Here is a 16,226-nt window from a genome sequence, read left to right as displayed (position 1 = left end):
CCGCCGCCGGCTGGGCCGTAGTCGTGGTCGGTCAGTCGTTGGTGAGGCGGCGTTCCAGGACCTGTGAGGTCTGGTCGCGGAAGGCGCCGCTGACCTTGTCGAGTGTCTTCTCCTTGGTGCCGGGCGTGTGGCCGTCGGCGTACGTGGCGTAGCTGAAGACGATGTACCGGCCCCAGACCAGGCCCGCCGCGTAGCCGCCGGCGATCTCCACGCGTTCGCCGCCCGTGCCCTCCGCCGCGGGGAGGCCGCGGAACCAGATGTTGCGGCCGAGGTTCTTGGCCTTGTCGGCGCTCATGGCCGCCTCTTTGGTCGGCAGCACGGCGATGCCGGTCGTCACGGCGTAGCGGCGCTTGGAGTCGACATAGGTCGCCCGTACGATCCGGCTGCACTTCTGGTCGCGCAGCGCGTCGGCGAAGGGACCGGAGGCGGCCTTCTCGCAGCTTGCCGTCATGTCGGTCTTGACCTTGGAGAACACCGCGCCATTCGCTTCGATCTTCTTCTGCGGGAACGCCTCGGAGAGCGACATCTTGCGCGGGTCGGTCTCTTCGGAGTTGAGGATCGAGGTGGCCGGGACGACCGGGGTCGTGGTGGTGTCGGTGCTGACGATGCTCGGGGGCGTCGTCGGCGGCTGCTTGGCGACCGCCGTGGCGGTGGGCGGGGACGGCGCGCTCACCGACTTGTAGGCGAAGAAGCCGCCTGTGGCGACGCCTGCCAGAGCCAGTATGCCCAGGGTGATGAAGAGCGCCTTGCGGCCTGCCGGCTTGCCGGGCGGGCTGCCGACGGGCGCTGTCGCCTGGAACGGCGACTGCTTGAACGGTCCTTGTCCGCCGTAGGCGACGGGCAGGCCCTGCGGTGGCGTGGAGCCGCGCTCCTGCGACCCCGGAGGCAGCGCGGGAGTGGGTTTCTGGCCCCATACCTCGAAGGGGAGGTCGGGGACTCGGCTCTCCTGCTCGGGTACGCCGTGGGGGAGCGGGGGCCAGACTGGGACATCGCTGGGCTCCACCGGGTGTGCGGCGGAGGCGGAGTGCGGGTCGGACGCGGACGGAGCCGGGCCCGTGTCGAAGGCATGCGCCCGGGAATTGGGGTCGAACGCGGGCGCCGGAGTGGTGGGGGTGGAGGCGACCGGAGTGGTCGCGTCGAACCCGGGTGCGGTCGTGTTCGCGCCGAAGTCGGGATCGGTGATGTTCGCGTCGAAGCCGGATTGGGCCGCGTCCCTGGCGGCGAAGGGCCGGGAGGAGGCGCCCCTCGCGTCGAAGGGGTGGGGGGCGGTCAGGTTCGGGTCGGTCTCGAAGTCCTCGGCGTCATCCTCCGAGGGGTCGGCCTCGTCGTAGTCGGGTGCGGACTCCCCGAATGCGGGGCCCTTGGTGGTGGGGCCGCCGTACACGGAGCTCTTGGCGCCTGACGGGGAGTCGCCGGATGTGACCGGTGGGATGATGCCGCCCGGATAGGTGGGGGCGTCGTCCGGTGGGTCGTCCGAACTCTCCGATGGGACGTTCCAGGAGGACATCTGGTCTGCCGCGTCGTCGGCGTCCAGCTCCACGGCGAGCTCGCCCGTGGCGGCGGGCCAGGGCATGACGGGTGGATCGGAGACCGGCGCGGGCCATACCTGCATGCCCGCGGCCGCGGCGGTGAAGGCCGGCGGCGGCTCCCAAGCCGGCGCGCCGGGCACCACGGGATCGACCGCCCAGGTGGCGGGCTCCTCCGGGATGGGCGCGGGCCACGGGCCGCTCGTCGACGACCACGAGACGCCGGACTGGCCGGGCGTCTGGGGGTCTGGTTCCGGCTCCGCGGCCTGCGACGGAGGCTGGGCGCCGGGCAGCGACGGAGGCTGGGCGCCGGGCAGGGACGCGCCGGGTTGCGACAGGGGCTGGGCGCCAGGTTGCGGCGCGATGGGCTGCGCGCCCGGTGCCGGTGCGGCGGGCTGTCGTGGCGCTCCGGGGCCGGCGGACTGGGGGCCGCCGGGCGGTCGCGGGGAGGGCGACGGGGTGCCGGGCTGGGCGCCGAGGTTGCGGGGCAGCCGGCCACGCATGGGGCGGGGCGGGCCCTGAGGGTCGGCGAACCAGTCGTACTGGGCGCCGTCGTCGCCGGCCACCTCCCACGGCTGCGCGCCGGGGAAGGCCGGCAGGCCGGGCCGGTCCTCGGCCTCATCCGATGCCGGCTCCACCGGCTGTGGTTCGAACGGCTGCCAGTCGGCCGACCCGTCGAAGGCCGATGCCCCGGTCACCGTCCGCTCGGCATCCGGTGTGCCCGGGAAGGCAGGCAGCCGCTCCGCAGTGGGAGCGGGGCCGAAGGGCGAGTGGCCGCCCGGACGGGTTTCGGAGTCGTCATGGTCACCGCTATACCCGGCGCTGTCAGAGCCGGAATCAGCGCCCGAGCCGGGTTCGGCCGGAGGCGGCGATGCTTGATGGGACCCGGGCGCCTCTTGGGACGCCCGGGACTCGGGATATTGAAGGGGCTGGCCGAAGCTCGGCGGGGGCGTCGCCGGTGCGGCCGAGCCGTCGGATTCCCTACGATCGTTCTCAGACCCAGGTTCCTGGCCACGCATAAGGGGGAGCCTAGCGAGAGTCGCGAGATCGTTATGCCGGTATGGGCGTTCCCGACTGGATCATCGATGCTATTTGAGTACTTATGAATAGGTTTAAGCGCGTTTACGCACCCGAGTGACCGGTCAGCGTGCGGGCGTCGAGAGCCTTGAAGACGGTGGCCTTGGTGATGTCGTCGACCGCCTGGAAGAGCTTCTTCTGCCCCTTCTTGTCGGGCTTGCTGCCGTCCTTGTTCTGGAACCAGATCATGACGGCGTAGTGGCCGTACATCCAGATCTGGGTGCCGCCGCTGCCGGTGCCCAGGCTCTTGGTGAGCGAGTCCTTGCCGGCCAGCGGCTTGACGTAGTCGGTCTTGCTGCCGACCGACCGCACCTTGGTCGCGGCCTTGGTGGAGGTGAGGTTGGCCACGCCGACCGTGCCCATCACCTTGCCCGCCTTGTCGCGGAAGGTGGCGCGGATGATCTGCGTGCACTTGCCGGATTTGAGGGCCTTCTGGATCTTGCCGCCGGTGGCCCCGTCGGCGCACTTCTTGACCTTGCTGGTGGTCGTCATCGTGTACGAGCGGCCCGCGACGGTGACCTTCTTGGTCGCGAAGAGCTCCTTGACCGTGAGCGGGTCGGGGTCGGTCTTGCGGTCGGACGCGTAGCTGTACTTGCCGGGCGGCGCCGACGGCAGCGGCGCGGAGGTGCGGCGGGCCGCCTCGGTCTGTGCCTGCTGGGAGTCGCCCGACTTGAACATCACCACGAGGCCCGCGACGAACACGCCGAGCACCGCGAGGCCGCCGAGCGTGGCCCAGAGCGGTCCGCGCGAGCGTTTGCCCTCGTCATAGGGGCTCCAGGTGCGGCTGCGCGCCACCGGCTCGGCGGCCGGCTCGGCCGCCGCCGGGGCCTTGTCCTTGTCCTTGGCCCTGCGGGAGGAGCTGGCCGCGACCGGCTCGAAGGGGTTGCGGGTGCCGCTAGGTTCGGCCGTGTCACGGGCCCTGCGAGAACGGCGGGGAGTGCTCTCCGTGCTGGTGTCACGTTCGTCGGGAAAACCCATGCGGCGACATTACCGTGAAGGTGGTCATGAATAACCGAAGTCCTGGGTCCACCAAGGTCCGCCGGGACCGGCCACCACGCCGACGCCGATGGACTCGATGCGGCAGTTGAGGATGTTCTGGCGGTGGTCGGCGCTGTCGAGCCAGCCGCGGACCGCCTCTTCCGGCGAGGTGTAGCCGCGGCCGATGTTCTCGGCGGCGCCCATCCGGTATCCGGCGCGCTCCATCCGGTCCCACGGTGACGAGCCGTCGGGGGAGTCATGGGTGAAGCGGCCGCTCTCCGCCATCTCGATGGAGTGCGCGCGGGCCGAGCGGGTCAGCCTGGCGTCCGTCCGGAGCGGGGCGCAGCCGCGCTTGACCCTGGCGGCGTTGGTGAGGCTGACGACCTTGGCCCCCATCGCCGGCGACACCTCGACGGTCTGCTCGCCGAGCACCCGCGTGGGGTCCTCCGCGGTGTAGCCGGGCACCGTGTTCTTGTCCGGGCGCTTGGTGGGCCGGATGCTGGCCCGGCCGCGCGGGATCCCGGTGGTGGTCTCCCTGGCGATGCGCCCGGCGTACGGCTGCGCCTTCTTGGGCTTGGGTGTGGCCTTGACCTTGGCCGCGGCGGCGGGCGGGGCCGTCTCGTTGAGGTAGATGTGGTCGGCGGGATCCGCCTCGTCGGTCATCCGCCCGATCAACACACCCGTGAAGAGAACCGCCATGAGGCAGGCGAGCACCCCCAGATGGTTCCGGCGCCGTGCGCTCCGCTGGGTGTGCCGGGTGAGAGAGTTGTGCCACATGCCGCAGTCAACGATAGAGATGTCTGGTCCTGGGAAAGAAGGGATCCCAGGGAACCGAAATCGAACCGTTCTGTGTCAGGTAGACTCGCCTTCGGGTTACCGGTCTTTTGACCAGCACCCTTAAGTGCGGGTAGCCTAATCAATCGTTGTGTGCATAGGTCCAGCGTGACCAATGCGCGGCGCGTCCGGCGTCATCTCCCATCATCAGCCCATCGGGCGGGGAGACGGAAGGTCCGGGCTGCCGTGTGCCCGCACCGACCGACCCTAGAGCTGTCACTTCCGACAGCGCCGAAGACGCGAGCATAAGAAGGCTACGACCGTGCGCACGTACTCACCGAAGCCCGCCGACGTCCAGCGTCAGTGGTACGTCATCGACGCGACCGATGTCGTGCTGGGCCGGCTGGCCAGCCACGTCGCGATCCTGCTCCGCGGCAAGCACAAGCCGATCTTCGCCAACCATGTCGACACCGGTGACTTCGTTGTCGTCATCAACGCGGACAAGATCGCGCTCACCGGCAACAAGCGTGAGCAGAAGAAGGCCTACCGTCACTCGGGTTACCCGGGCGGTCTGCGTTCCGTCAGTTATGGCGAGCTCATGGACAAGCGGCCGGACAAGGCCGTCGAGAAGGCCGTCAAGGGCATGCTGCCGAAGAACTCCCTCGGCCGGAAGATGGCCAAGAAGCTGAAGGTCTACGCGGGGTCCGAGCACCCGCACCAGGCCCAGCAGCCGGTGCCGTTCGAGATCACCCAGATCGCCCAGTAGTTTCCGAAAGATTTAGAGGAGAACCGTGGCTGAGCCCACCGGTGTCGAGACGGCCGTCGAGGCCGAGGTGGAAGGCTTCTCCGGCGAGGAGTTCCCTTCCGAGTACACCACCGAGTCCACCGCCAGCGCTGACGCTCCCGTGCGTAAGCCCGTCACCACGGGCAACTCGTACGGAACCGGCCGCCGGAAGGAGGCGATCGCCCGCGTGCGCATCGTCCCTGGCACCGGCAAGTGGACGATCAACGGTCGTTCGCTGGACACCTACTTCCCCAACAAGGTCCACCAGCAGATCGTCAACGAGCCCTTCGTGGTGCTCGGTGCCGAAGAGGCGTTCGACGTCATCGCGCGCATCGACGGTGGCGGCGTGACCGGCCAGGCCGGCGCGCTCCGCATGGGCCTGTCCCGTGCGCTGGCGATCCTTGATGTCGATGTCAACCGAGCGCCTCTCAAGAAGGCCGGCTTCCTCACCCGTGACGCCCGCGCCACGGAGCGGAAGAAGTACGGCCTCAAGAAGGCCCGCAAGGCTCCGCAGTACAGCAAGCGCTAAATTGGCGCGCCTTTTCGGCACCGACGGGGTTCGTGGGGTCGCTGGTCGCGATCTCACGGCGGAGCTCGCCATGGACCTTTCGGTCGCGGCGGCTCACGTCCTCGGCGATGCGGGCGCGTTCGCGGCCACAGGACGTCGTCCTGTGGCCGTCGTAGGCCGGGACCCGCGTGCCTCGGGGGAGTTCCTCGAGGCCGCCGTGGTCGCCGGCCTTGCGTCGTCCGGAGTGGATGTGCTGCGCCTCGGCGTGCTGCCCACCCCGGCCGTCGCCTACCTCACCGCCGCACTCGGCGCCGACCTCGGCGTCATGCTGTCGGCCTCGCACAATCCGGCGCCGGACAACGGCATCAAGTTCCTGGCCCGCGGCGGCTTCAAGCTGTCCGACGCGGTCGAGGACGAGATCGAGCGCCGGCTCGGCGAGGACTGGACCTTTCCCGTCGGCTCCGCCGTGGGCCGGGTGCGCGACGCGTACGGTGAGGCCGACCGTTACATCTCCCATGTGCTGACCACCGTCAGCGGCCGGCTCGACGGGCTCGACATCGTCGTCGACTGCGCTCACGGCGCGGCCCACATGGTCGCCCCCGAGGCGCTGGTGCGCTCCGGAGCCAGGGTGGAGGCGATCGGCGCGCGGCCCGACGGCCTCAACATCAACGCCGGCTACGGCTCCACCCACCTGCCCAAACTGCAGCAGGTGGTCGTTTCACGCGGCGCCGACCTCGGCATCGCCTACGACGGCGACGCCGACCGCTGCCTGGCGGTCGATCACACCGGTGCGATCATCGACGGCGACCAGATCATGGCGATCCTCGCGGCCGACATGCACGCCGAGGGCACGCTGGCCAACGACACCGTGGTCGCGACCGTGATGTCCAACCTGGGCTTCAAGCTGGCCATGCGTGACGCGGGCATCCACGTGGTGGAGACCGCGGTGGGCGACCGCTACGTGCTCGAACGCATGAAGTCCGGCGGCTACAACCTCGGTGGCGAGCAGTCGGGTCACGTCATCATGCTCGACCACGCCACCACCGGAGACGGTCTGCTCACCTCGCTGCACCTGCTCTCGGTCGTGGCCAGGTCGGGCAAGTCGCTGCGCGAGCTGGCCGCGGTGATGACACCGTTGCCGCAGATCCTGATCAACGTCAAGGACGTGGACCGGGGCAAGGCGTCGGTGCCCGAGCTCACCGAGGCCGTCGCGCTGGCGGAGAAGGAGCTGGGCGAGACCGGCAGGGTGCTGATCAGGCCCAGCGGCACCGAGCCGATGATCCGCGTGATGGTCGAGGCCTCGTCCGAGGAGCACGCCTCCGAGGTCGCGGGCCGGCTGGCCGACGTGGTGCGGGTCGCCTGCGTCTGAGGTTCTTCCTGTGGGGGGCACGGCACCGCCGTGCCCCCCACGCGTATCCTGCGGCTGGTGAGCGTGACTGTGCTGATCACCGGTGGGCGGGCCCCTGTGGCGTTGGACCTGGCCAGGAAGTTCGCCAGGTCGGGCGTGCGGGTCGTGGTGGCCGAGAGCTCGCGGGCGCAGCTCTGCGCGCGGTCCGCGGCCGTGGCGGTGAGCCATCGGGTGCCGCCGCCCAACCGGGCCCCTGAGGCGTTCGCCGACGCGCTGGCCGACATCGTCAAGTTGGAGGGCGTGCGGCTGGTCGTACCCACCTGCGAGGAGATCTTCTGGGTCGCCCGTGGGCGGAAGCGGCTGCACTGCGAGGTGCTGGCCGAGCCGCTCGGGACGCTGCGGGCGTTGCACAGCAAGTGGGAGTTCGTCCAGCTGGCGAAGGGGTTCGGGCTGCCGGTGCCGGAGACGGTGCTGGTGACGTCGCAGGACGCCCTGGTGGGGGTTCAACGTCCCTTCGTCCTGAAGCCGGTTTTTTCGCGCTTTGGTACGAAGGTGCAGGTGGTGCGGGGAAATATCGCGTTAAGGGCGGGCGAGGGGCCCTGGGTGGCTCAGGAGTTGCTCGGTGGGGAGCAGATCTGCACGTACTCCGTGGCCGTCAAGGGCAGGGTGGTGGCTCATGCCGCGTACGCGGTGGAGTTCACGGCTTCCGGGGCTTGTGTCAGTTTTGAGCCGGTGGAGCATGCCGAGGTGGATGGCTGGGTGACGCGGTTCGTGGAGCGGGCCGGGTTCAGCGGGCAGATCGCCTTCGATTTCATGGCCGGTGACCGGGTGGTGCCGATGGAGTGCAATCCGCGGGCCACCAGCGGGGTCCATCTGCTGGGTGACGAGCTGGCCGGGGTGTTGCTCGGTGACCTGCCGGACGAGCCGTTGCGACCCGCGCCCGGTGCGCGGGCGATGATCGGGCTGGCGATGCTCGGGTTCGGGCTGGCCGGCGTGCGGTCCTGGCCGGAGCTGCGCCGGTGGGCGAGCGTGGTCTCGTCCGCTGACGACGTGATCGCGGTGAAGGGCGATCGGGGGCCGTTCGCGGCGCAGTTCGGGGTGCTGTGGGAGAACTGGATCCGCTCGCTGTGGACGCGGCGGTCGCTGATCGAGTGCTCGACGTACGACATCGAGTGGAACGGTCAGTGAAGGCCGAGCTGTACACGAGGGACGACCTCGGCGAGTTGCCCTGGCCCGAGACCGAGGACGGGGCCTACGCGCGGGACTACCTGGTGCCGCTGGTCGAGGGCGGGACCGAGGCGTTCGTCGGCAATGTGGCCACGACCTACGGGGTTCTGCTGGTGGACGGGCGCGTGGTGCTGCCGGTGTCGGTCAACGACGGTGAGCAGGGGAACGCGTGGGTGTGCTCGCCGTACACGCATTATGTGACCTATGCCGGTGAGGAGCTGCGCGTGCTCGGCAGCGGGGTGCTGCGCGCGGTGCTGGCGGCGGCGCTGTCCGCGCTGGGGGCGCTGTGCCGGTGGTCGGAGTTGGACCGGGTGGTGCTGGTCAACAACTGGCTGCTGTCCACGAACCTCTATCCGGCGATCGAGCCCGCCCACGAGCAGGCGGCCATCCGGTTCCTGCGCGAGCGGTTCCCCGGGCACGCCGTCGGGTTCTGCTCGGTGAACCGGCGGATCGACGGCTGTGTGATGGTGCCGGGGCGGCGGATCTACCTGGTGCGGCCGGGGGAGCAGGGGGCCAGGCAGCGCAAGAAGTGGCGGCGTGATCTGCGGCTGATCGAGCGCCGGGGGTATGAGGTGGTGCGGCCGGGCGAGGATGACGCGGCTCGGGTGGTCGAGCTTTATAACCTGCTTTATCTGGATAAGTACTCGCGGAACAATCCGCAGTTCACCGAGCGGTTCGTCCGCGAGACCATGCGGGCGGGGACGATCACCTACTGGGCGCTGGCCAGGGACGGGCGGATCTCCGGGGTGCTCGGCTACTTCCACCGTGACGGGACGCTGACCACGCCGATCTTCGGGTACGACACCGCGCTGCCGCAGCAGGTCGGGCTGTATCGGATGCTGAGCGCGCTGGTCTACCAGATCGCGGTGGACGAGGGGCTCGCGGTCAACGACAGTGCTGGTGCGGGGGAGTTCAAGCGGTTGCGTGGCGGGGTGCCGGAGACCGAGTACCGGGCCGTGCATGTCGGGCATCTGCCGTGGCGGCGTCGTACGGGCTGGGTGGTGCTGGCCTGGCTGCTCGATCGGGTCGCGGTGCCGGTCATGCGGCGTTACGAGCTTTGAGGGAGTGGGATGGGTAGCGATCTGCTGGCTCAGGTGTTCGCCGCCTGCGAGCGTACGCCGGGGGCGACGGCGATCGTGGGGGCGCGGGGACGGGAGCTGACGTTCGGCGGGCTGCGTGAGCGGGCGCTGCGCATCCGCGACCGGCTGGTGGCCGAGGGGCTCGCGCGCGGGGACGGCGTGCTCTACGCCGTCGAGCCCTCGCCGGACGCGATCGCCGTGGCGCTGGGCGTGGTCGCCGCAGGCGGGGTGCTGGTGCTCGCCGATCCCGGTCTCGCGCCGGAGATCCTGCAGGCCCGGCTCCGGCTGGCCCGGCCGCGCTGGGTGGTGGCGGGGTCGCTGCTGTACGCCGTCACGTCGTTCGCGCCACTGCGCGCCCTGGCCAGGCGCCGGGGTGTGCTCCTGCCCGGTCTCCGCGATCCGTTGCCGGAGCTGGGGCTGCGTCACGCCTACACCGGTCGCTGGCTGCCCGGCGTGCCCAAGGACGCCGTACGGTTACGCGGCCTGAACGGACCCCCGACCGGCACCGGCACTGACACGAGCGCGGACGATCCGGCGGCGGTGATCTTCACCTCCGGCACCACCGCGCACCCCAGGGCCGTCGTGCACACCCGCTCGTCCCTCGCCGCCGGGCTGGAGATCTTCAGGGACCGCTTCCCCGTCGAGCCCGGCGACGTCGTCCACACCGACGGCCTGATGCTGGGCCTGCCCGCGCTCATCGGCGGCGCCACCTGGTCGATGCCCGGCCCGGACAAGCTGATCTTCGAGCGCGGGGTGACCCACCTGTACTGTGTGCCCGTCGAGCTGGCCGCCCTCGTCGAGCGGGTGGAGCGGCTGCCGGAGAGCCTGCGTCACCTGCTGCTCGGCTCGGCTCCCGCGCCGCCGGCCGTACTGCGGAAGGCGATCGCCGCCGCGCCCGGCGCGGACGTGCTGAGCATCTACGCCATGACGGAGGCGCTGCCGATCGCACTGGCGAGCGCGGCGGAGAAGCTGGCCTGCGCCGAGGGAGACCTGCTCGGCGCGCCGCTGCCGGGGGTCGGCGTGCGGTTCACCGAGGACCAGGAGCTGGTCGTCAGCGGCCCGCACCTGGCGCGCGGCTATCTGGGCGAGCCGCCGCGCGACGAGGTGGCCACCGGTGACCTGGTCCGTCTGGACGGACAGGGCCGCCTCGTGCTGCTCGGCCGGAAGAAGGACATGATCCTTCGCGACGGGTTCAACATCTACCCGAGCCTGTACGAACCGGCCATCGCGGCGCTGCCCGGCGTGGCCGACGCCGCGATCGTCGGCCTGGCCGATCCGGTCACCGGTGACGAGGAGGTCGTGCTGGCGCTGGTGCCCGGCGACGGCTTCCAGGAGGCGGCCGTACGCGCCCGGCTGCCCGCGCTGGTCGACGCGGGCGCGCTGCCCGACCGGATCGCGGTGCTCGCGGACTTCCCGCGATCCAGCAGGCGCAAGCTCGACCGGGCGGCGCTGCGTGCGGCTATTCGTCGCCCGTGAGGGCGAAGACACGCAGCCGCTGTCCCGCCCAGAGCACCGCGCCCAGCGTCACGATGATCAGCGCCGGGATGGCGAAGCCGAGCGTCACGTTGGCCGTCAGGAACGGGTTGTCGGAGATCTGGATCGCGATCGTCTTGCCCCACTGCTGGATGGAGAACTTCTGAGCTCCCGGCACGACCGTGCCGACCACCGTCTCCCACAGCAGCGCGTAGATGATCCCGATCGTGACCGCGTGGCGGGTGATGGTGCCGAGTAGCAGGAACACCGCGACGTAGGCGATGCCCGCGACCAGCGCGCCGAGCGCGTAGCCCGCCGCGAGGCCGTCCTCGTTGCCCACCAGCAGCCACGCCGAGAAGTACGTCGGGACCGCCGCGAACACCGCTATCAGCGAGGCGGCCACCAGGAACTTCGTCTGCGTGATGACCGGCCGCGAGATCGGCTTGGACATCAGGTGGATGATCGTGCCGTCGTCGATCTCCGGGGCGATCACCCCGGTTCCCGCGATGAGGCCGAGCAACGGGAGCATTACAGCGATGGCGAAGTTGTCCATCAGCAGTTGGGCCGAGTGCGGGTCGTTGCCGCCGAACAGGCGCAGCATGACCGCCAAGGCGATCAGCGCAAGCGGCAGCAGAAGCAGCAGAACGATCCTGCGCCGGCCCAACAGCGCCCTATACGTGATCCCTGCAACCACCGTATTCATCAAGTACTCCGGTTGATCAGGTAGGCGAACACGCTCTCCAGGTCCTCGTCGGCGGGGGAGACCTGGTGCAGGTGGATGCCTTCGGTCCGGGCGACGCGGGGCAGCAGTCGCGCGAAGCGCCGGAACTCGGCCGCCTGGACCTCCAGTCCGTCGGGGCCGAGCGCCACGCCGCCCGCCGAGCTGTCGAGCATCAGGGCGGCGGCGAGCTTCCTGTCGTCGCTCGACCGGATCCTGAACAGGTGCGGCCGGTCGGTCATCAGGCGGCGGATCTCGCGGAAGTTGCCCGAGGCGGCGTGCCTGCCCGCGACCAGTACCTCGATCTGCTGGGCGACCCGCTCGACCTCTTCCAGGATGTGCGAGCTGAACAGGATCGTCTTGCCCGCCGTGCCCATGGAGCGGATCAGGTCCATCAGGTGCATCCGCTGGCGCGGGTCCATGCCGTTGAACGGCTCGTCGAGCAGCAGCACCGGCGGGTCGTGGACGAGCGCGGCGGCGACCTTCACCCGCTGGCGCATGCCCTTGGAGTAGGTCTCGACGCGGCGGTCCTTGGGCTCCTCCATCTCGACCGTGGCCAGCGCCTTGCGGGCGGCCTCGATCGGATCGGGCAGGCCGTGCAGTCTGGCGGCGGACAGGACGAACTGCCAGCCGGTGAGGAACCCGTAGACACCCTCCCGTTCAGGAACCAGGCCGATGTTCCGGTAGATGTGATGATTTTTCCAGATCCGGGTGCCGTCCATCGTCACCGTGCCCCCCGAGGGGGCCAGGAACCCGGCCATCATGTGCAGCAGCGTCGACTTGCCCGCGCCGTTGGGGCCGAGCAGGCCGGTGACGCCGGGGCGGATCGTCATCGTGACGTCGTTGACCGCCACCACGTTGCCGTACCAGCGCGAGACCTGTGCGAGCTCGATGTTCATCGGGCGGCCGCCTTCCGGTAGCGCGCCGCGAGCGCCCCCAGTCCGATCGCGATGAGCACCACCACGATGATCGCCGGGGCGGGCCCCGGCGGGTAGCCGCTGCCGTCCAGCGCGTTGGGCGTGGTGTCGAACAGCCACACCTGTACGGCGTCCACCAGCCAGAACGGGTTGACCAGCCAGGCCCAGAGGGCCCCCGAGTCGTTGCCCGTCGACTCCAGCGTGCCGTAGATGACCGGGACGGAGGCCGAGGTCAGCAGGTAGACGGCGATGATGGAGGCGACGCCGAGCCCGCGCCTGGGCGTCAGCGAGGCGAGGGCCAGGCCGAACGACGACAGCAGGATCGACAGCAGCAGAGCCATGGCCATGGCCCCGAGGTATTCCTTGGTCTGTGGCGGCCCGTCGAGGTCGATGACCAGCTCGCTCACGTAGATCAGCGTCAGTGGCAGCGCGATCAGCAGGAACAGCGCCACGGTCATGGCGATGACCTTGGCGGTCACGTACTCGGCGATCGTGACCGGCCGTGACAGGTACAAAGGCAACACCCGGTAGCGCAGGTCGGGCGCGACGACCGTCGGCGACTGCGAGGCAAGGAAGATCGCCAGGACCGTCTGCATGGAGACCGCGAGGCTGCTGTAGCTCATTCCGTGCCGCTTCATCAGGGCCATCATCGCGATCGACACGACCGCGGGCAGCAGCATGATGACGCCCAGGGCGAACGGCATGATCTTGCTGCGCGCCGTACGGCCGAGGCCGAAGACGCCGCGCAGGCTGTGGACGGTCAGAGCGCGCGTCGAGTAGCCGCGGCCCAGTCGCGGACCGTCGTAGTGGCGGTAACCGATGTCATAGATCTCAGACATTCGCCGCCTCCTCCCTGAAGACGTCCTCGATGCGGTGTCGGCCCTGTTCCAGCCGGATCAGGCAGAGATCGAGATCGACGGTCGCGTCGCGGATCGCGTCGAACGTCTCCGGACCCGTCACCTCGACCACCAGCAGGCGGCCGTGCTGGGTGGCCGTGTGGCCGAGCTCGGACAGCCGCTCGGCGAGCGGCTGTGTGCCCTCCTCGACCTCGACCGTGACGGTCTGCGTGGCCTGGGTGAACTCGGCGATCGCGGACGAGCGCAGCAGCCGGCCCGCGTCGATGACGATCACGTGGTCGCAGATCCGCTCCAGCTCGCCGAGCAGGTGCGAGGTGACGAGCACGCTGATGCCGAAGTCGGTGCCGATGCGCCTGATCAGAGCCAGCATCTCGTCGCGGCCACGCGGATCGAGCCCATTGGTCGGCTCGTCGAGGAAGATCAGCTTGGGGTCGTGGACGAGCGCCTGGGCGAGCTTGACGCGCTGCTTCATGCCGGTGGAGTAGCCGCCGATGGCGCGGTAGCGCTCCTCGGCCAGCCCCACGTGGCGCAGCACGTCGGCGGCGCGCTCTCGGGCGGCCGTGCGCGGCAGCCCGGACATCTGGGCGAGGTGGACGACCAACTCGGTGGCGGACACGTCAGGGGGGAGGCATTCGTGCTCGGGCATGTAACCGACGAACCTGCGGATCTCGGCGCCCTGCGTGGTCACATCGAGATCGAGCACGCGCGCGCCGCCCCCGGTCGGTGGCAGCAGGCCCAGCAGGATCTTGATCAGCGTCGACTTGCCCGCGCCGTTCGCCCCGACCAGGCCGGTGACGCCGGCCCCGACGGTGACCGTCAGCTGGTCGAGTGCGGTGACGGTCGGGAAGCGTTTGGTCAGCCCCTCGGTAGCGAGGATGTGCATGGTCGGGACCCTACCGGCCGATGATGGGGTGTGGCCTCGTTCACACGGATGAACGATGTCCTACTTGAGGCCAGAATTTCCGCTGGACCGCGAGGGTGACCGTGCCCGCGATGAGCATGCCGACGATGTTCAGCGCGAGCTGCGCGACCGACCCCGCGACCTCGCCCCAGTCGCTGAGCGCCAGCGCCACGGCCACGTAGCCGGCGGCGGGGACCGTGGTGACCGAGATGAAGACGCCGATCAGGGCCGACGACTTGCCGGCCGTGATCGACAGCACCCCGGCCGCGCCCGCCAGCAGCGCCACGATGAACGACCAGCGGTCGGGCTTGACGATGAACTGGACCTCCTCGTTGACCCGCAGGTTGCCCAGGTCGATCCAGCCCAGCCAGCGCGAGACCAGCGCGCAGGCGAACGTGATCGCGATCGCCACCGCGAACCCGACGACCAGGGTCCTGGCCGAGGTGATGATCAGACGGCCGCGGAAGCGGAGCAGCCCGAAGCAGATGGCCGCGATCGCCCCGAACTCGGGGCCGAGCACCATCGCGCCGACGATCAGGATGGGGGAGTTCTGCAGGACGCCGATGCCCGCGAGCTGCGTGGCGATCGCGAGGAAGGCGAGGTATGCCCACGTGATGCGCGACTCGGCCTGCACCTTGTGGGCGAGCTCCGCCCAGACGACCGCGTCGTCGGGGTCGCCGGGAGCCTCCTCGACGGCGTCCGCGGCCACCTTGGACAGGGCCAGGTGGATCTGCTCGACGGCGATGGACCCCTCGTCCTGCACCCACTTGAGTCTGCTGATCACCTCGTTGGCCGCCTCGCGGGCGACGTCGCAGAGGATCAGATCGCCCGCCGGCTCGCGGGCCGCGCCGGGCAGCACGGCGACGTTGGTGACGCCCGTGCACTCGTCGAGCACGGTCGTCACCTCGCTGGTACGGGCGGACGGGCAGATCAATCGCAGGTGCAGCACGGGGTCATTCTTGTCGATCGGATGTTGATGATGTGTTGACAGTGGTACGCGAGGGTTTCTCGCATGAGGGAGACGTTCAGGTGCCACGACGAGGGCGAGGACTGCTGGTTCGCCGACATCGACGATCAGGGGTGCGCCGGCAGGTTCGCGGCCTACCTGTTCGAGGAGGCGTTCAGGTTCGGCGAAGCCGTACCCGCCTGACGGAGTGGTCGGCGCCTTTCTGCATGACCAGGCTGGCGCGGCCGCGGGTGGGGGCGATGTTCTCGACCAGGTTGCGTTCGTTGATGTCGCGCCAGACGTTGACCGCGAACTCCGTCGCCTCCTCGTCGGACAGCTCGGCGATGTACTTGAAGTACGACTGCGGGTCTTCGAAGGCGGTGCGGCGGAGCTTGTGGAAGCGGTCGACGTACCAGGACCGGATGTCCTCCACCTTGGCGTCGACGTAGATCGAGAAGTCGAAGTAGTCGTTGACCGCGAGGGACGTGGGTGGGGCGGGCTGAAGCACGTTCAGCCCCTCGATGATCAAGATATCCGGATTTTTCACCACTTGTTTTGCGCCGGGGACTATGTCGTATTCGAGGTGGCTGTAGACCGGGGCGTACACCTCGGACTGTCCGGCCTTGACCTCCGCCACGAACCTGACCAGCGCCCTGCGGTCGTAGCTCTCCGGAAATCCCTTGCGATGCATGATCCCCTTGGACTCCAGCACCGCGTTGGGGTAGAGGAAGCTGTCGGTGGTGAGCAGCTCCACGTGCGGGTGCTCCGGCCAGCGGGCCAGCAGCGTGTGCAGCAGCCGCGCCGTCGTCGACTTCCCGACCGCGACGCTGCCCGCGATGCCCAGGATGTACGGCACGCGCTGCCCCGGATGCCCGAGAAACGCGCTCAGCACGCTACTGCGTTGTTTGGACCCGGTGAAGTGGAGGTTCAGCAACCGGGTCAGCGGGAGGTAGATGTCGGTGACCTCGGTGAGGTCGATGGGGTCGTCGACGCCACGCAGCTCTTCCAGCTCTGCCGCGGTGAGAGTCAAGGGCGTGTTCTTGCGGAGTTCGCTCCACTGCTCCCTGCTCAGTTCAACGTAGCCGTTGTTCACCTTGGCAGCGTAGCGACGAG

General features: G+C 69.6%; 16 protein-coding genes. 7 read left to right on the top strand and 9 right to left on the bottom strand.

Going from position 1 to position 16,226, the window contains the following annotated elements; all coding sequences use genetic code 11:
- Positions 1-31: 31 nt before the first annotated feature.
- The 3 genes from KME78_RS24365 to KME78_RS24355 form a co-directional block, all read right to left on the bottom strand.
- The gene (locus tag KME78_RS24365) at positions 32-2,224 is read right to left on the bottom strand and encodes a hypothetical protein (protein WP_219531482.1); all 2,193 of its coding nucleotides are present in this window, start codon (positions 2,222-2,224) and stop codon (positions 32-34) included.
- Positions 2,225-2,648: 424 nt separating this feature from the next.
- Positions 2,649-3,581 carry a hypothetical protein gene (locus tag KME78_RS24360; RefSeq protein WP_219531480.1) on the bottom strand — a complete coding sequence of 311 codons (933 nt, stop codon included), beginning with the start codon at positions 3,579-3,581 and terminating at the stop codon, positions 2,649-2,651.
- Between the two features lie 24 nt (positions 3,582-3,605).
- Entirely contained in the window at positions 3,606-4,358 is a 753-nt protein-coding gene (locus KME78_RS24355) for a CAP domain-containing protein (RefSeq protein ID WP_219531479.1), read from the bottom strand.
- Between the two features lie 319 nt (positions 4,359-4,677).
- Here KME78_RS24355 and rplM point away from each other — a divergent pair, with 319 nt between their 5' ends.
- From rplM to KME78_RS24325, 6 genes are read left to right on the top strand one after another with little or no spacing between them, the layout of a single operon-like run.
- Positions 4,678-5,121 (top strand): 50S ribosomal protein L13, encoded by a 444-nt coding sequence (gene rplM / locus KME78_RS24350; protein ID WP_219531477.1) that lies wholly within the window; start codon positions 4,678-4,680, stop codon positions 5,119-5,121.
- Positions 5,122-5,146: 25 nt separating this feature from the next.
- Positions 5,147-5,668: a 30S ribosomal protein S9 gene (gene rpsI / locus KME78_RS24345; protein WP_219531476.1), complete on the top strand. Its 522-nt coding sequence runs from the start codon at positions 5,147-5,149 to the stop codon at positions 5,666-5,668.
- A 1-nt stretch (position 5,669) separates the two neighbouring features.
- Complete coding sequence (glmM, locus tag KME78_RS24340) at positions 5,670-7,016, top strand: phosphoglucosamine mutase (RefSeq protein ID WP_219531474.1); 1,347 nt, start codon at positions 5,670-5,672, stop codon at positions 7,014-7,016.
- Between the two features lie 57 nt (positions 7,017-7,073).
- The gene (locus KME78_RS24335; protein WP_219531473.1) at positions 7,074-8,183 is read left to right on the top strand and encodes an ATP-grasp domain-containing protein; all 1,110 of its coding nucleotides are present in this window, start codon (positions 7,074-7,076) and stop codon (positions 8,181-8,183) included.
- A complete protein-coding gene (locus KME78_RS67270; protein WP_219531471.1) occupies positions 8,180-9,283 on the top strand; it encodes a GNAT family N-acetyltransferase in 1,104 nt (367 codons plus the stop codon). Before KME78_RS24335 ends, KME78_RS67270 begins: the two co-directional genes overlap by 4 nt.
- A 9-nt stretch (positions 9,284-9,292) precedes the next feature.
- The gene (locus KME78_RS24325) at positions 9,293-10,777 is read left to right on the top strand and encodes a class I adenylate-forming enzyme family protein (RefSeq protein ID WP_219531470.1); all 1,485 of its coding nucleotides are present in this window, start codon (positions 9,293-9,295) and stop codon (positions 10,775-10,777) included.
- Here the strand turns inward: KME78_RS24325 and KME78_RS24320 are convergent.
- The 5 genes from KME78_RS24320 to KME78_RS24300 are packed head-to-tail and all read right to left on the bottom strand — an operon-like array spanning position 10,761 to position 15,116.
- Positions 10,761-11,477, bottom strand: a complete 717-nt coding sequence (locus tag KME78_RS24320; RefSeq protein ID WP_219531468.1) for an ABC transporter permease — start codon at positions 11,475-11,477, stop codon at positions 10,761-10,763. The two genes, KME78_RS24325 and KME78_RS24320, sit on opposite strands and share 17 nt — an antisense overlap.
- Positions 11,477-12,391, bottom strand: coding sequence for an ABC transporter ATP-binding protein (locus KME78_RS24315; protein WP_219531467.1), 915 nt, complete (start codon positions 12,389-12,391; stop codon positions 11,477-11,479). The genes KME78_RS24320 and KME78_RS24315 overlap by 1 nt, the downstream gene beginning before the upstream one ends.
- Positions 12,388-13,248 carry an ABC transporter permease gene (locus tag KME78_RS24310; RefSeq protein ID WP_219531465.1) on the bottom strand — a complete coding sequence of 287 codons (861 nt, stop codon included), beginning with the start codon at positions 13,246-13,248 and terminating at the stop codon, positions 12,388-12,390. Before KME78_RS24310 ends, KME78_RS24315 begins: the two co-directional genes overlap by 4 nt.
- On the bottom strand, positions 13,241-14,149 hold the full coding sequence (locus KME78_RS24305) for an ABC transporter ATP-binding protein (protein ID WP_219531463.1): 909 nt from the start codon (positions 14,147-14,149) through the stop codon (positions 13,241-13,243). The genes KME78_RS24310 and KME78_RS24305 overlap by 8 nt, the downstream gene beginning before the upstream one ends.
- A gap of 40 nt (positions 14,150-14,189) precedes the next feature.
- Positions 14,190-15,116, bottom strand: coding sequence for a DUF389 domain-containing protein (locus KME78_RS24300; RefSeq protein WP_219531462.1), 927 nt, complete (start codon positions 15,114-15,116; stop codon positions 14,190-14,192).
- A gap of 63 nt (positions 15,117-15,179) precedes the next feature.
- Between KME78_RS24300 and KME78_RS24295 the strand changes: the two genes are divergently transcribed.
- Positions 15,180-15,317, top strand: a complete 138-nt coding sequence (locus KME78_RS24295; protein WP_219531460.1) for a hypothetical protein — start codon at positions 15,180-15,182, stop codon at positions 15,315-15,317.
- Here the strand turns inward: KME78_RS24295 and coaA are convergent.
- Complete coding sequence (gene coaA / locus KME78_RS24290; protein WP_219531459.1) at positions 15,289-16,206, bottom strand: type I pantothenate kinase; 918 nt, start codon at positions 16,204-16,206, stop codon at positions 15,289-15,291. The genes KME78_RS24295 and coaA overlap by 29 nt on opposite strands.
- Positions 16,207-16,226: the final 20 nt, after the last annotated feature.

Source organism: Nonomuraea guangzhouensis, from assembly GCF_019396345.1.
GTDB classification, from domain to species: Bacteria; Actinomycetota; Actinomycetes; order Streptosporangiales; family Streptosporangiaceae; genus Nonomuraea; species Nonomuraea guangzhouensis.
Note: the sequence above shows the minus strand (reverse complement) of the source record. Positions and strands in the feature narration are given on the sequence as shown.

Excerpts from the sequence above, each read along its gene's own strand:
- KME78_RS24295 (WP_219531460.1), top strand. The coding sequence starts at position 15,180 with ATGAGGGAGACGTTCAGGTGCCACGACGAGGGCGAGGACTGCTGGTTC.
- KME78_RS24315 (WP_219531467.1), bottom strand. The coding sequence starts at position 12,391 with ATGAACATCGAGCTCGCACAGGTCTCGCGCTGGTACGGCAACGTGGTG.
- KME78_RS24305 (WP_219531463.1), bottom strand. The coding sequence starts at position 14,149 with ATGCACATCCTCGCTACCGAGGGGCTGACCAAACGCTTCCCGACCGTC.
- KME78_RS24325 (WP_219531470.1), top strand. The coding sequence starts at position 9,293 with ATGGGTAGCGATCTGCTGGCTCAGGTGTTCGCCGCCTGCGAGCGTACG.
- KME78_RS24310 (WP_219531465.1), bottom strand. The coding sequence starts at position 13,248 with ATGTCTGAGATCTATGACATCGGTTACCGCCACTACGACGGTCCGCGA.
- KME78_RS24360 (WP_219531480.1), bottom strand. The coding sequence starts at position 3,581 with ATGGGTTTTCCCGACGAACGTGACACCAGCACGGAGAGCACTCCCCGC.
- KME78_RS24355 (WP_219531479.1), bottom strand. The coding sequence starts at position 4,358 with ATGTGGCACAACTCTCTCACCCGGCACACCCAGCGGAGCGCACGGCGC.
- KME78_RS24320 (WP_219531468.1), bottom strand. The coding sequence starts at position 11,477 with ATGAATACGGTGGTTGCAGGGATCACGTATAGGGCGCTGTTGGGCCGG.